This window comes from Microbacterium aquimaris (genome assembly GCF_039531285.1).
Taxonomy (GTDB): Bacteria; Actinomycetota; Actinomycetes; order Actinomycetales; family Microbacteriaceae; genus Microbacterium; species Microbacterium aquimaris.
This window is the reverse complement of the sequence record NZ_BAAAPT010000001.1, coordinates 1,237,150-1,251,874: the sequence shown is the minus strand read 5'-3', so window position 1 is coordinate 1,251,874 and position 14,725 is coordinate 1,237,150. Positions and strand designations below refer to the sequence as shown.

General features: G+C 70.6%; 14 protein-coding genes. 8 read left to right on the top strand and 6 right to left on the bottom strand.

The features are described 5' to 3' along the window. Positions 1–27 precede the first annotated feature (27 nt). The 5 genes from ABD204_RS05835 to ABD204_RS05815 all read left to right on the top strand — a co-directional run bounded on the left by ABD204_RS05835 (position 28) and on the right by ABD204_RS05815 (position 3,266). Complete coding sequence (locus ABD204_RS05835) at positions 28–879, top strand: alpha/beta fold hydrolase (RefSeq protein WP_194423718.1); 852 nt, start codon at positions 28–30, stop codon at positions 877–879. Positions 880–950: 71 nt separating this feature from the next. Next, complete coding sequence (locus ABD204_RS05830; protein ID WP_194423717.1) at positions 951–1,325, top strand: YidH family protein; 375 nt, start codon at positions 951–953, stop codon at positions 1,323–1,325. Then, positions 1,322–1,663, top strand: coding sequence for a DUF202 domain-containing protein (locus ABD204_RS05825; RefSeq protein ID WP_194423716.1), 342 nt, complete (start codon positions 1,322–1,324; stop codon positions 1,661–1,663). The genes ABD204_RS05830 and ABD204_RS05825 overlap by 4 nt, the downstream gene beginning before the upstream one ends. A 41-nt stretch (positions 1,664–1,704) precedes the next feature. Continuing rightward, positions 1,705–2,661, top strand: a complete 957-nt coding sequence (locus ABD204_RS05820) for a YHYH protein (protein ID WP_194423715.1) — start codon at positions 1,705–1,707, stop codon at positions 2,659–2,661. Further along, positions 2,658–3,266, top strand: a complete 609-nt coding sequence (locus ABD204_RS05815) for a DUF305 domain-containing protein (protein ID WP_194423714.1) — start codon at positions 2,658–2,660, stop codon at positions 3,264–3,266. The genes ABD204_RS05820 and ABD204_RS05815 overlap by 4 nt, the downstream gene beginning before the upstream one ends. 49 nt (positions 3,267–3,315) lie before the next feature. On the opposite strand, the gene ABD204_RS05810 is transcribed toward ABD204_RS05815, so the two are convergent. Continuing rightward, positions 3,316–5,553, bottom strand: a complete 2,238-nt coding sequence (locus ABD204_RS05810) for a beta-glucosidase (RefSeq protein WP_194423713.1) — start codon at positions 5,551–5,553, stop codon at positions 3,316–3,318. Positions 5,554–5,646: 93 nt separating this feature from the next. On the opposite strand from ABD204_RS05810, the gene ABD204_RS05805 reads away from it, so the two are divergent. Both ABD204_RS05805 and ABD204_RS05800 read left to right on the top strand, forming a co-directional pair. After that, positions 5,647–6,240, top strand: coding sequence for a TetR/AcrR family transcriptional regulator (locus tag ABD204_RS05805; protein WP_194423712.1), 594 nt, complete (start codon positions 5,647–5,649; stop codon positions 6,238–6,240). Further along, positions 6,237–7,715 carry a carboxylesterase/lipase family protein gene (locus ABD204_RS05800; RefSeq protein WP_194423711.1) on the top strand — a complete coding sequence of 493 codons (1,479 nt, stop codon included), beginning with the start codon at positions 6,237–6,239 and terminating at the stop codon, positions 7,713–7,715. Before ABD204_RS05805 ends, ABD204_RS05800 begins: the two co-directional genes overlap by 4 nt. A gap of 92 nt (positions 7,716–7,807) precedes the next feature. On the opposite strand, the gene ABD204_RS05795 is transcribed toward ABD204_RS05800, so the two are convergent. The 4 genes from ABD204_RS05795 to lplAB form a co-directional block, all read right to left on the bottom strand. Further along, positions 7,808–8,662, bottom strand: a complete 855-nt coding sequence (locus ABD204_RS05795; RefSeq protein ID WP_194423710.1) for a DUF559 domain-containing protein — start codon at positions 8,660–8,662, stop codon at positions 7,808–7,810. A gap of 420 nt (positions 8,663–9,082) precedes the next feature. Continuing rightward, positions 9,083–10,069 carry an LLM class F420-dependent oxidoreductase gene (locus ABD204_RS05790; protein ID WP_194423709.1) on the bottom strand — a complete coding sequence of 329 codons (987 nt, stop codon included), beginning with the start codon at positions 10,067–10,069 and terminating at the stop codon, positions 9,083–9,085. A gap of 9 nt (positions 10,070–10,078) precedes the next feature. After that, positions 10,079–11,089 carry a DNA-methyltransferase gene (locus ABD204_RS05785; protein WP_194423708.1) on the bottom strand — a complete coding sequence of 337 codons (1,011 nt, stop codon included), beginning with the start codon at positions 11,087–11,089 and terminating at the stop codon, positions 10,079–10,081. Further along, positions 11,086–12,135 carry a lipoate-protein ligase LplAB gene (lplAB, locus tag ABD204_RS05780; protein WP_194423707.1) on the bottom strand — a complete coding sequence of 350 codons (1,050 nt, stop codon included), beginning with the start codon at positions 12,133–12,135 and terminating at the stop codon, positions 11,086–11,088. Before lplAB ends, ABD204_RS05785 begins: the two co-directional genes overlap by 4 nt. Before the next feature lie 221 nt (positions 12,136–12,356). On the opposite strand from lplAB, the gene ABD204_RS05775 reads away from it, so the two are divergent. Then, on the top strand, positions 12,357–13,784 hold the full coding sequence (locus ABD204_RS05775) for a DEAD/DEAH box helicase (protein ID WP_194423706.1): 1,428 nt from the start codon (positions 12,357–12,359) through the stop codon (positions 13,782–13,784). 18 nt (positions 13,785–13,802) lie between these two features. Here ABD204_RS05775 and ABD204_RS05770 read toward each other — a convergent pair whose 3' ends face one another. Next, positions 13,803–14,651 (bottom strand): alpha/beta fold hydrolase, encoded by an 849-nt coding sequence (locus tag ABD204_RS05770; RefSeq protein ID WP_194423705.1) that lies wholly within the window; start codon positions 14,649–14,651, stop codon positions 13,803–13,805. Positions 14,652–14,725 lie beyond the last annotated feature (74 nt).

Here is a 14,725-nt window from a genome sequence, read left to right as displayed (position 1 = left end):
CGGGAGCGAACCGCGAAGGACGACCACGTGGCGCACATCACCGTCGGTACCGAAAACTCCGGCGACATCGAGCTCTTCTACACCGACCATGGGCCGCGCGACGGAACACCCGTCGTGCTCATCCACGGCTATCCGCTGAACGGCGAGTCGTGGGCACGCCAGCAGTACCCCCTGTTGGATGCCGGATACCGCGTCATCGCCTACGATCGGCGTGGTTTCGGCGCATCCACCAAGACCGCCTCCGGCGCCGACTACGACACCTACGCCGCCGACCTCCACGTCTTGATGGAGGAGCTGGACCTGCGGGATGCGATCCTGCTGGGGTTCTCGATGGGCACCGGCGAGATCGCCCGCTACGTGGGCCGGTACGGCTCCGGGCGCGTGGCGAAGGCGGGCTTCCTCGGCGGCATCCTGCCCTTCCTCCTGAAGACCGACGACAATCCCGACGGCGCCGGACCGCAGGGGTTCTTCGACGACCTCCACGCTCAGGTGCGTGATGACCGCTACGCGTTCATCCGCGGGTTCTTCGACGGCTTCTACAACCTCGAGGAGAACCTCGACCGACGCATCTCGCAGGATGCCGTCGACGCGAACGTGCAGGTCGCCGCGCTCGCGGGCAACGCCGCGATCGCCGACGCGACCCTCACCTGGCCGACCGACTTCCGCGACGACATCGCGCAGGTCTCCGCCAGCGGCATGCCCTGCCTCATCGTGCACGGGACCGCCGACGGCGTCGTGCCGATCGACGCCTCGGCCCGGCGCCTTCGCGCCCTGCTGCCGGCGGCGACCTACGTCGAACTCGACGGTGCGCCGCACGGCCTGCTGTGGACCCACGCCGAGCAGGTGAACGAGGCCCTCTCGGCGTTCCTCGCCGAGTGAGCGACCGGTCCGACCCCGCCGACCGACGGGGGTAGCCTGGGGTCGTCACCGACGCGGACGAGGAGAGCGGCGTGAGCGAGACCCCCCGACGTTTCCCGGCCTCGGTGTACCGCCTGGGCGATGAGCCGGACCCGCGCTTCAGCCTCGCCAACGAACGCACCTTCCTGGCGTGGGTGCGCACGGCGCTCGCCCTCATGGCGGCCGGTGTCGCCCTCGAAGCGTTGGAGCTTCCCGAGAACACCGGCTTCCGTCTGGCAGCCGCCCTGATCTTCGTGCTGCTCGGCCTGCTCGCCGCCGTGCATGCGTGGCTCAGTTGGGTGCGCACCGAGCGGGCCCTACGACGCAGCAGCGCGCTTCCGGCGCCGGCGACCGCGCTGGTCATCGTCGTCGGGGTCGTCGTCGCGGTCGGTCTCGTCCTGGTCGGGTTCGTGCTGGAGCTGCGGTGACCGACCGCCCGTTCGATCCGGGCCTCCAACCCGAACGCACCCTGCTGTCGTGGCGCCGAACGTGCCTGGCGTTGGCGGTGGCCAGCCTCGTTTCCGTCCGATTCGCCGCGGAGGTGCTCGGGCTGGCCGCGGTGGTCTTCGGTGTCGTCGGGATGGCCATGGCCACGGGCGCGTACGTCGCCGCCGGGCACCGGTATCGCCGTGCGCATCGTGCGTTGAGCACCGACGGCGAGCTGCCCACCGACGCGGCGGCGCTCCTGCTGCTGCTCGGCGCTCTGGTGACGGTGGGCGCGGCATGCGCGATCTATGTCGTGGGCATCGCCGCGTCCCGCCTGTGACGCTGATCTCGACATAGCTCGACGGAGTAAGGTACCCGGCCATGTCCCCCTTCTCCTCTGTTTCGCCCCGAGTCCGCGCACGCGGCGCGGTCCTCGCCGCCACCACGGTCGTGGTGGCCGGGATGCTCGCCGCCTGCACGGCGGAAGAACCCACCTCCGCATCGTCTTCCGTCACACCGGAGGCCGAGGTCTCCGCGACCCCCGGCACGACCACGACGACCGGCAGCGCGGCGCTCGGCCCGACCACCGGCGACTGTGACGCGACCGCATCGACCTTCCGCTCCGTCGTGTCCGCCAACCCCGACCTGCCGGACCCCTCGCTCGAGGCCACGTGCGAGGGGGAGTCGATCGTGGTGGTGACCAACTCGATCCCGGACTACGTGTACGTCGCCACGACACCCGGTGAGCCGAACGAGGTCGTCCAGACCTTCACCCTCCCCGCCTCCCCCGTCGAGGCGGCCGACCCCGATCCGGGCGACGTTCCGCGACTGGGGGCGATCGCGGTCGCCGTCGACGGCGTGCCGATCTACGGTCCGACCGAGGGCACCGGCGGCGACGTCCTGTCGCTCGAGGGCGCCCTCTCGGAGTGCGGAAGCCACAACGGACCGGTCGATTTCCACATGCACCTGTTCGGATGGGCTGAGGGGGTCGACTGCCTGTACTCGGCCGACGTCGTGACATCGGGCGAGGCCGTACTCGTGGGCTGGGCCGCGGACGGCTACCCGATCATGTCGGGCCTGGTGTGCGCCGACGACGCGTGCGAGGAGATGACACAGCTGACCAGCAGTTGGGAACTGACCGACGAGAGCGCCTTCGCGACCGACACGTGGGCCGCGCACAGCTACGTGGAAGGTTCCGGAGACCTCGACGAGTGCAATGGCCGCGTCGATGCGGACGGCCAGTACCGCTACTACACGACGGCGACGTTCCCGTACATGATCGGCTGCTATCACGGGGAGGTCGCGGAGGGCGCACTGCCCGGCGGAGGCGCTCCGTGACACGGGCGGGGAACGACAGCCGACGCCGGTTCCTGGCCACCTCCGCCCTCGGCGTGATCGGGCTGGGACTGGCCGCCTGTACCGGCGGGGCCGAGACCGACGACCCGGCCGTCGACGCGCCGACGGAGGCCGACATCGGCTTCTGCACGGACATGTCACTCCATCACGAGCAGGCGCTCGCGATGTGCCAGCGGGTGCTGGGCAGTGACACGGGCGGGTCGGTCCAGAACGCGGCGGCGGAGCTGCTGCAGAACCAGTCCTACGAACGGGGCACGATGCACGCGTGGCTCGCGGCCTGGGGGCGGAGCACGGCGCCGCCGACGGAGGTCATGGGGTGGATGGGCATGGCCATGCCCGCAGCGGACATGCCGGGGCTGGCGAGTGACGCGCAGATGCAGGAGCTGGCCGTCGCGGAGGGGACCGAGAAAGGGCGCCTGTTCCTCACGCTCATGCGCGCACATCACGTGGGTGGTGTGCACATGGCGGACGCGGCCGTCGAGATGGCGGGTCTGGAGGAGGTCCGTCGACTCGCCGCACGCATGTCAGCACAGCAGACGTATGAGATCTCCCTCTACGACACCCTGCTGTCTTCCACATACGCCTGAGACATCGGGTGCGACGCGTGCCCCCCGCCCGCCTCGCACCCGATGCCGGTCAGCCGGCGGAGCCGATGAGCTCCTCGACCTGCTCGTAGGTCACCGGAAGGCCGGGGAATCCGGCGAGACGACCGATCGGGAACGAGGCCATCATCTTCTGCATGCCCTCGTCGCTGGCCATGATCCCGGCACCGTCCCCCAGGAGGCCGGCGAGCGCCTGCTGCACGATGGGTCCGGCCACCGGGTGTGCCATGACCTCACCGACCGACGAGTTCATCGACAACGGGAGCACCAGCGGGTCGCCGGCGACGTCGACCGTCACGGTGGAGCGGATGTCACGGCTGGATGCGGCGACCTCGACCGTGTACGCACCCGACTCGACGATCCACTCGTCGACACGGACGTCCCAGTAGGCGAGGTCCTCGCGACGCACGGTCAGTTCGGCGGTGACGGTCTCTCCGGCCGCCACGGCGATCGAGGCGAACGCCTTCAACTCGCGAGGTGCGCGCTGGACGGCGGAGCCGGGCAGGGAGGTGTAGACCTGCACGACCTCCCGGCCGTCCCGGTCGCCGGTGTTGGTGATCGGGACGCCGACACGGATGTCACCGGACTCGGTGACGGATGCGGTCGCGGTGCCGTAGGAGAACGTCGTGTAGGACAGTCCGTGCCCGAACGGGTAGGCGACCTCGAGCTTCTTCGCGTCGTACCAGCGGTACCCGACGAGGACGCCTTCCCCGTAGCGCACGTGACCGAATTCGCCCGGGAACGTGCCGTAGGCGGAGTTGTCCTCGAGACGCACCGGGATCGTTTCGGTGAGCTTTCCCGAGGGGTTCACCGCGCCGTAGAGCACGTCCGCGGTCGCCGATCCGCCGGCCTGACCGAGCAGCCATCCTTCGACGATGGCGGGCACCTTCTCGGCGAACGGCAGCGCGACGACGCTTCCGTTGGAGAGCACGACGACGGTGTCGGGGTTGGCGGCGACGACCTCATCGAGCAGCGCCAGCTGTGCGGCGGGCAGGTCGATGTGCTCGCGGTCATACCCTTCCGATTCGTCGGCGGCGGGGAGGCCCAGGAAGACCACGGCCACCTCGGCGCTCCGGGCGGCCTCGACGGCCTCGGCCCGTAGCGCATCCACATCGCCCGAGCCGTCGAGGGTGAACCCGGCGGCGTAGGCGACGTCGCCGTCGGCGTACTCGCGGATCCCGTCCAACGCGCTGTCCAGGCGAGTGGGGTTGATGTTGCTCGACCCGGCGCCCTGGTAGCGGGGCGTCTCGGCGAAGGCGCCGATGACCGCGATCCGCGCGGAGGGTGCGAGCGGCAGGACACCGCCGTCGTTCTTCAGCAGCACGATCGCCCGCCCCGCAGCCTCACGGGCGAGGGCGTGGTGCGCCTCGACATCCAACGGGCCCTCTATCGCGGGACGCTGCTGCGCCTTGCGGACCAGATCCACCACCCGACCGGCGGCGATGTCGACGGCCGACTCGTCGAGGTCGCCCGCGCGCACCGCGTCGACGATCTGACGATCGGTGCGGCCGCCGCTGGAGGGCATCTCCAGGTCGAGGCCTGCCGGCAGTCCTTTCACGCGGTCGTTGACCGCGCCCCAATCCGAGACGACGACCCCGTCGTAGCCCCACTCCCCACGCAGCACATCCGTCAGCAACCACGGGTCCTCGCTGGCGTAGACGCCGTTGATGCGGTTGTAGGAGCACATCACCGTCCACGGCTGCGCGTCCTGCACGACCCGCTGGAATCCACGCAGATAGATCTCCCGCAGCGGACGCGGGTCGACGTCGGAGCTGGAGCGCATGCGATCCCACTCCTGGTTGTTGGCCGCGAAGTGCTTCAGCGACGAACCGACGCCCTTCGACTGGATGCCGCGCACGAGTCCGGCGCCGATCTCTCCCGAGACGATCGGGTCTTCGGAGACGTACTCGAAGTTGCGGCCGCACAGCGGCGAGCGCTTGATGTTGATGCCGGGTCCGAGGATGACGGCGACGTCTTCGATCGCCGACTCGACACCGAGTGCCTCGCCGACGCGTTCGGCCAGTTCGACATCCCACGACGAGCCGAGGCCGACCGCGGGAGGGAAGCACGTGGCGGGCACGCTGTCGGCGATGCCCAGGTGGTCGCTGGCGCCGGCCTGCTTGCGGAGGCCGTGCGGGCCGTCGGTCATCATGATCGACGGGATGCCGGCGTGGTCGACGGCCTTCGTGGTCCAGAAGTCTGCACCGCTGGTGAGTGCGGCCTTCTCTTCGAGGGAGAGGTCCGCGACGTTCTGCGGGTTCGGGTCGGTCATGGGAGGCCTTTCTCGGAAGCTCGACGGTGAGAGTGAGAAAACCATATGCCATTTGGTTTTGGGAAATCAAGCATTGTTCGGTTTACTTTCCTCATGGCACGAAGAGGTTCCTACGCCAAGGGCGTGGCCAAACGGGAAGAGATCCTCGAGCGTGCGCTCGACGTGATCGCCCGGGAGGGGTTCCGCCGCACCTCGGTCAAAGACCTCGCCGAGGCGGTGGGGCTGAGCCAAGCCGGCCTCCTCCACTACTTCGGCACCAAGGAACGCCTCTTCACCGAGATCCTCCGCAAGCGGGACGAACTCGACAACGCCGCGATCGTCCCCACACCCGACGCCGGGATGGATGCGGACGACCTGCGGGAACGCTGGGTCGGCGTCATCCGCCACAATCAACAAGTACCCGGGCTCGTCCACCTGTTCGCGGCGATGTCCGTCGACGCCGCCGACGCCGAACACCCCGCACACGAGTACTTCACCGAGCGGAACGCCCGCCTACGTGAGGCGCTCACCGACGTGATGCGCGACCGCCTCGACCCCCGCATCGACCCCGAGACCGCGAGCCGCCTGCTGCAGGCGGTCTCCGACGGACTGCAACTCCAGTGGATGCTCGAGCCCGACCTCGACATGGCGGCCACGACCACCGCCCTCCTCGACCTGATCGTCCCCCCGACGGAGGAGCCGACGTGAGCACCGATCCGACCGCAGACACGAAGACCGGTCGCGTACGCGGCCTGTGGCGCCACGTCGACGGCACACGCTCGGCGGCCTTCCTCGGCGTCCCCTACGCCGAGCCACCCGTCGGTGACCTCCGGTTCGCGGCTCCCGCGCCCCGTGAACCCTGGCCCGGCGAGCGCGACGCGACCGCGTTCGGTCCCACCCCGCAGCGCGTCGACGGCGGCGACACGCTCATCCCGGAACCTGCCGTCTCAGGCGAGGACACCCTCTCGGTGAACGTCTTCACCCCCGCACCGGACGACGCCCGACGTCCGGTCATCGTCTACATCCACGGCGGTGGGTACGTGTCGGGATCCCCCGCCAGCTCCTGGTACGACGGAGCGGCGTTCGCGCGCGACGGGGTCGTGACCGTGACGATGTCGTACCGACTCGGCTTCGACGGCTTCGGGCACGTTCCGGGCGCCCCGGCGAACCGCGGCGTGAGGGACTGGATCGCCGCCCTCGAGTGGGTCCGCGCGAACATCGCCGCGTTCGGCGGCGACCCCGACCGCGTGACGCTCGCGGGCCAGTCGGCCGGCGGCGGAGCTGTCCTGACCCTGTTGACCGTGCCGGCCGCGCGCGGCCTCTTCCACGCGGCGTGGGCGATGTCCCCGGCCGTGGCGGACGTCCCCGGCGAAACCTCCCGCACGCTCTCGGCGAAGATCGCCCAGCTCGCCGGGGTCCCCGCCACCCTCGACGGGTTCCACACCATCCCGCGCGAGGACCTCCCCGACCTCGAGCGTCGAGCCGCACTGCCGGAGACCGACTCCAAGCTCGAGATCGCGCGAGCGCTGATCGAGGACGCCCTGTCGTGGGGTCCGACCGTCGACGGCGAGCTGGTCACCCGGCCGGCCGTCGAGGCGATCGAGGACGGTGCCGGCGGGGATGTCCCGCTCGTGATCGGCTCCCTGGACGACGAGATGACCTTCATCACGGCGGACGCCCGTCGTGCGCTGCGCCTCGTGCCGCCCGGTCTGGCGCTGCGGCTGCTCGGCGTCGATCGCGACCGGCGTCGCCACTATCTCGCCGTCAACACCGAACAGCGCCGCAAGGGGACCGCCGCGGTCCTCGGCCGCTACCTCGGCGACGTCGTGTTCCGATCCCTCGTGGCGCGAGTGGCGCGGGCCCGCGAGGGCGCCGAGGCCCCGACATGGGTGTACCGGTTCGCGTGGGCGTCGCCGACCAAGGGGTGGGCGCTGCACTGCCTCGACGTACCGTTCTGGTTCGACGTCCTCGACGCGGAGCGCGTCGAGGTGGTCGCCGGCGCGACACCGCCCCGGTCGCTGGCCGCCGCGGTGCACGGCGGCGCCGCCGCGTTCGCGCGCACGGCCGACCCGGGTTGGCGACCGTGGTCGGAAGCGCCCGGGGCGACCCGTGTGTTCGGTGGGCCGCCCGCGAACCCCGAGGTGATCCCCGACGGCTACCGCTCCGTCGCCCCGCTCGTCTGACCCCGCGCCCGTCGACGACACAGGAGATCTTCGACACGCAGGGCGCCTCAGAACCACTCCGGCCCTGAGGCGCCGCGAATCTCCTGTGCCGTTCACACAGCGCACTGGGCCCGACCGCCCCCGCCCGGACCCGAGACGAGTCCGCGGATCGCCGCGACCACATCCTCCGAGCGCCACATGATGTCTTCCGCGATGGGTCGATACACCGCGAAACCGCGTGCCGCGGCGGCCTGATCGCGCCGACGGTCGCGGCGTTGGGCATCCCAATCCGAATGGAACTCCTCGCTGTCGCACTCGATGATCAGCCATCCTTCGACGAGGAAGTCCACCCGCCCCACGCCCACGATCTGCACCTGCACCTCGTATCGCAGCCCGAGCGAGCGCAGGATCAGCCGCACCAGGGTCTCCGGTCCCGACTCGGCCCGCGGGTCGATCAGAGGCAGCAGGACGGCGTATCGCCCGGCCAGCCCATGGAACAGGTCCGGCAGGTCATCGCGGCGCAGGTAGCCACGATGCAGCGCCGAGTCGATCGACGCGACCGCCGCCCGCGCGCCCTGACACCTCACCGCACACGCCACGGCATCGAGGGGCTCGACCGAGGTGGCGCCGGGGTGCGGGCTGCGGATCAGCCGTCCCCAGTGCCGCCGAACGGGTCGGGCGATCTCCGGCACGCGGGAGGCATGGTGCGGCAGATGCACGTCGAGGGTGGCCTGGTCCATCACGAACACGCCTGCTCGACGTAGCTCGGCGGTGCAGGTCAGAAGCCCCCCGAGGCTCACCGCATCGACGGTGTCGACCGGGGCTCCCTCTGGGAGGTACGCGTTTCGTCGCGGGCGGAGGAGTGTCCCCGCCGACACCGCACGCGCGAGGTCGCGGTCGGTGAAGCCTTCCGCTCGAAGCTCGCGGCGGCGGGCGAGAAGCGGTGCGGGTGCGGCACGTCTGGGCATGCCCCCACGGTGCCCAGCCGCCGGGGAGGACCGACCGAGAGTCAGCCACCCTGTGGACCGGCACGGCGATCTCGCCGCCGGGGAGGATGAGTCGCCACCCCTCCGCGTCCGCGTCCGCCTCGGTGAACACCACAGGAGAGTCGAGCGCACGACGCCCCGCTCGGCTCGGAACACGCCCGACCGACGCGGATCTCCTGTGTTGTTCACCGGTCGCGCGCACGCGACTGCTCGCGGCCGCCACCGCCAACGTGCGGTGAACACGACACGAGGAATCGGCCGAATCGCCGGCCGGGCTCGGCTCTCACGTCCCGACCACGCGGATCTCCTGTGTTGTTCACCGACCGCCGGCGCCATCGCGGGACGGGCCGGCGACGACGGACCGAGGGCGGGGTGCGCCCAAACGCGGGCGGGCCGGTGCCGTCAGGCGAGGGCGGGGATGACGTGGCGCTCGAAGAGATCCATGCCGGAGGTGTCGTACGCCGCCTCCGGGAAGTAGTGGATGGCGTAGCCGAGTCCGTGATCGGCGCGCTCGGCCAGCCGCTCGGTCACTTGCTCGACCGTCCCGAAGCCGGGCGACGAGCGGAAGTCCGCGTCCATCGCCGCCGCGCGTTCGTGGCCGATGTGGGGCGCGACCCGGTCGATCACCGCGGCCAACCGTTCGGCGGCCTCGGCCTCGGTCTCCCCGATGATCGTGTTGAAATTCGAGCTGCGGACGATCGTCGCGGCGTCACGGCCGATGTCGTCACAATGACCGCGGAGGACGGCGCTCTTGTGGTCGAACTCCTCGACGGTTCCGGTGAAGTTCGTGTAGGCGGCGTACTCCGCGGCGATGCGCAGCGTCACCTTCTCCCCACCTCCGGCGATCCACATCGGGATCCCGCCGTCCTGGATCGGGAGGGGGCGCACGATTGCCCCATCGACCTGGTAGTGCTTCCCGTCGAGAGTGGCCGAGCCGGTGGTCCAGGCCTGCCGCATGATGTCGACGCCCTCGCGGAGCATACCGAGACGGTCGCCGATACGGGGGAATCCGTAGCCGTACGCCTTCCACTCGTGCTCGTACCAGCCGCCGCCGATGCCCATCTCGGTCCGCCCTCCCGACACGTGGTCGACCGTCGCGGCCACCTTCGCGAGGTAGGCGGGGTTGCGGTACCCCATGCAGGTGCACATCTGGCCGAGGCGGATGCGGTCGGTCGCGGCGGCGAACGCCGACATGAGCGTCCACGCCTCATGCGTGGCTTCCTCGGTGGGTACCGGGACGGTGTGGAAGTGGTCGTAGACCCACAACGACTCCCACGGTCCACTGTCGGCCCGTTGGGCGAGGGCGCACATCACGCGCCACTGGTCGGCGGGTTCGATGTCGACGAGGTCGTGACGCCAACCCTGGGGGATGAAGGTTCCGAATCGCACCCGCTCAGCCTAGGGGGCGACCTCCGTCGGTGTCTCCCCCGGTGTGGGACCGCTCCCCCGGTTCACTTCGGCGTGCGGGATGCGTGCGGTCATGACGCTGACGGCGTCGGGGTTGGCATCGACGAGCACGGCGTCTCGGCCGAGCATCGAGGCGACGGCGCCCGTCGTGCCGCTGCCGGCGAACAGGTCGAGCACGCGGTCCCCGGGGCGACTGGAGGCCTGGACGATGCGGCGCAGGATCCCCTCGGGCTTCTGCGTCGGATAGCCGGTTTTCTCCCGCCCCGTCGTCGGGACGATCGTGTGCCACCACACGTCGGTGGGCAGCTTCCCCCGCGCCGCTTTCTCGGCCGTCACGAGGCCCGGTGCCATGTAGGGCTCGCGGTCGACGGCGGTCGAGTCGAACCAGTAGGTCGCGGGGTTCTTGACGTAGACGAGGATGGTGTCGTGCTTGGTGGGCCATCGCCGACGCGACTTGGCGCCGTAGTCGTAGGCCCAGATGAGTTCGTTGAGGAACCGGTCGCGGCCGAACAGTGCATCCATCAGCACCTTCGCGTAGTGGGCTTCGCGGTAGTCCAGGTGGAGGTAGAGGGTTCCGTCGTCGGCCAGGAGGCGCCAGGCCTCAAGCAGGCGCGGTTCGAGCCAGCCCCAGTAGTCGTCGAAGCGGTCGTCGTAGGCCCGCAGGTCGCCACGCAGCCGCTCGTACTCCCGCCCGTGGAAACCGCGCCGGATCACGGCGTCGGCCGGTCGCGTCCTCCGCCCGATCGGCACGTCGGAGGCGTGGTCGGGCCCGTTCCCACCGTCTCCGGCGCGGGGACGATAAGTCGCCGACGTCGGTGCCGCATCCGGGTCGGCCACGTGCCACACGGCCGTCTCGACGGCGCGGCGCTGGGCTCTACCGGTGTTGAACGGCGGGTCGAGGTAGATGAGGGTGAACGCGCCGGAGGCGAGCCCTCGCGCCACCTCGAGGTTGTCACCGTGATGGATGACGACCTCGCCCGGGGCGACGGATCCGTCGGTCACGGAACCCGATGCAGCCACGCGTCGGTGGCGAACTTCGACGCGACCAGGGCTTCGGCCTCGGTGTACTCCTCCTCGGTGATGGCGCCGGGTTCGGCGCCGTAGAGCGAGGTGAAGGTGGAGGTGAGACGCTCGAGGACCTCTGTGCGGGAGAGCCCGGTCTGCCTCCGCAACGGGTCGACGCGCTTGGCGGCCGAGACGGTGCCCTTGTCGCTGAGCTTCTCACGGCCGATGCGGAGCACGTCGGTGAGTACCTCGCCGTCCATGTCGTACGACAGCGTCGCGTGGTGCAGCACACCACCGTTGGCGAGACGCTTCTGCGCGGCACCACCGATCTTCCCCTGCGGCGAGGCGATGTCGTTCAGCGGCTGATAGGTGGCCTCGACCCCCATGCCGCGCAGCGCCTGCAACACCCAGTCGTCGAGGAACGCGTACGAGTCGGCGAAGGTCATCCCGGCCACGAGCGTCGCGGGGACGTAGAGGGAGTACGTGACGATCGCGTCGGCGCCCATGAGCATCGCGCCGCCGCCGGAGATCCGCCGGACGACGTCGTACCCGTGACGCGCCGCACCTTCGGGGTCGACCTCGTTGCGGTACGACTGGAAGGAGCCGATGATGACCGCTGACTGGTCCCACTCCCACAGGCGCAGGGTCGGCCGCCGGCGACCGTCACCGACGCGGGTGGTCAGCACCTCGTCGAGCGCCAGGTTCATATGGGGCGAGACCGGATGCTCGTGCACGATCTCCCAATCGAAGTCGCCCCACCCGGGGGCGGTGACCAGGGCGCGTCGCACCGCGGTGCCGACCGCTTCGGGGGTGAACCCGAGCAGTTGGGCACCGTCGGGGAGAGCGCCGCGGACCGCCGCGGCGATGCCGGTGACGTCGGTTTCGACGGGGAGACCGGTGACGGCGGCGTCGATGTCGTCGAGGGCCGTGTCGGGTTCGAGGAAAAAATCGCCCGCGAGGTGGAATCCGCTGATGTGGCCGTCGATGACGTCGAGGTCGACCACGACGAGCTTTCCGCCGGGCACTTTGTATTCACCGTGCACGGATGCCAGCCTACGCGTGCGGGGCGCCCGCCCAGCTTCTCGGGCCGTGGCCGTGCTACGGTCGATGTGCGGCTCCTGCCGCTGCGTCGACGATACGCTTTCCGGCCTCCCGTGCCGCGACTTCTTCTCGATCGGCGAACCGATGCGCGATCCCGCGCCGTCGCCCACCCCCGTGCCCCGCGTGTTCACGCGCGTGCCGCGCTGTCAGAAAGCACTCCCCCATGTCTTCCTTCCTCTCTCTCGGCGTCCCCGAGACCCTCGCCTCCTCTCTCGCCGAGCGCGGCGTGACCGAGCCGTTCCCGATCCAACGCGACACTCTTCCCGACGCTCTGGCCGGCCGTGATGTGCTCGGCCGTGGCCGTACCGGCAGTGGCAAGACGATCGCGTTCTCGCTGCCGATGGTCGCCCGCCTCTCGGGCGCCAACGCGGCCCGCCGCACCGGCGGCCACCCGCGCGGCCTGGTGCTGGCCCCCACCCGCGAGCTCGCCTCGCAGATCGCCGCGACGATCAAGCCCCTCGCCGATGCGACCGGCCTGAAGGTCACCACCGTGTTCGGCGGGGTCAGCCAGCGCCCGCAGGCCGATGCGATCCGCACCGGTGTCGACATCGTCGTGGCGTGCCCCGGCCGCCTCGAGGACCTCATGAAGCAGGGCATCGTCAAGCTCGACCGCATCGAGGTGACCGTTCTCGATGAGGCCGACCACATGGCCGACCTCGGGTTCCTGCCCGGTGTGACCCGGATCCTGAAGGCCACCCCTCAGGGCGGTCAGCGGATGCTCTTCTCGGCGACCCTCGACCGGGGCGTGGACACCCTGGTGTCCAAGTTCCTTCAGGACGAGGTGCGCCACTCGGTCGATGAGTCCTCGGTTCCCGAGGGCACGATGATCCACCGCGTGTTCGTGACGCCCGATGCCGAGGCCAAGACGGCGCTGGTGCGTCGCATCGCATCCGGTCACGGCCGCCGCATCCTGTTCACGCGCACCAAGCATCAGGCCAAGAAGCTGGCCAAGCAGCTGACGGCGGCCGGGATCCCCGCGGTCGACCTGCACGGCAACCTCTCCCAGAACGCCCGCGAGCGCAACCTCGCCGCATTCGGCGCGGCTCCGGAGGCCGGTGGCGTGCGCGTGCTGGTCGCCACCGATGTGGCCGCACGCGGTGTGCACGTCGACAACGTCGAGCTCGTCGTGCACGTGGACCCGCCCGTCGAGCACAAGTCATACCTGCACCGTTCGGGCCGCACCGCCCGTGCAGGCGCCGACGGCGTGGTCGTGACCATCGCCCTGGACGCGCAGCGCCGTGAGGTGAAGGACCTTCTTCGCAAGGCGCACATCGCGGCCGACCTGGAGTCGGTCGACGCCGCGCATCCCGCCGTGGCGGAGCTGGTCGGCGAGGCCGCACCGACGGTGAAGCCGGCACCCCCGGTCGCCTCGACCCGCCAGGGCGGGCAGAAGCGCCCGAGTGGCGGTCAGAAGACTCAGGGCGGTACGGCGCACGGCGGCACCGTGCACGGCCAGCGCCAGCGGGCCGGCGCCCAGGGCGCGGCAGCGGCGCACAACCCGTCGGAGGCCCCGGCGAACCGTCGTCGTCGCTCACGTCGCGGCGGTCGCGGTCGCTCCGGCGCCGCCCGTGGCGGCAGCGTCGCGAACTGACCGTCGGCGCGGCGCGCGTCAGACCCGGACGGGGAAGCGCGCGTCGAGCCAGGCCGACAGGTCGGCCCGCACGTCGGCCTGGGTGAGGTCGTTGAACACCTCGTGGCGGATGCCCGGGTAGACCTGTGTGGTGACGTCGCTGAACCCGGACCGGTGACGGTAGGCGTCGGCGAGTCGGTGCACACTGCGCGGGCCGCCGACGGTGTCTTCGCTCCCGACCAGCAGCAGCGTCGGCACGTCGCGTGCGAGCCCCCGCCGCGGACGCGACAGCACCTGCAGCGTGTTCCACGGTCCGAACAGCCGCAGCATCGGTGTCGAAGTCGTCAGGGGGTCGTCGAGGAAGTCGGCGCCGACCCGAGGGTCGGATGAGAGCCACTCCACGCCGGTCGCATCGGGGCCGTCCCACGGCTTGTTGAGGGGTCCGGAGTTGAGCGATCCCGGCCACGGCAGAGCGGACCCCGACAACACGAGTGCGTCGTAGGCGGTCGGATGCGCGTTGACGAGCTTCTGTGCGAGGAAGGACCCCCAGGAGTGGCCGAGGAGCACGAGCGGCAGACCGGGGTTCTCGTCGCGGATGATCTGGGTGAACCGCCACAGGGCGTCGACGGTGGCGCGGTGGCCGCCCGCGCCGAGGCGGCCGAGCTTCTCGGGGCCGCCGTGCTGGCGGATGCCGGTGCGTCCGTGTCCGCGGTGGTCGTCGGCGTAGACGGTGAAACCGTCGGCGGTCAGGGCGTCGATGAGGGCGGAGTATCGGCCGGCGTGTTCGCCGACGCCGTGCAGCAACTGCACCACTCCGCGGGCCTCGGTGCGGGAGGGGTGCACGTCGTAGACGATCGCGACCCCGTGTGCATCGATGAACTCGGGCATGTCCCGAGTCTACGGTCTGGGCCGGAGCCTGCAGATGCCGGTGTGGACGGTCGCTCCGACACCGGTCGTCCGTC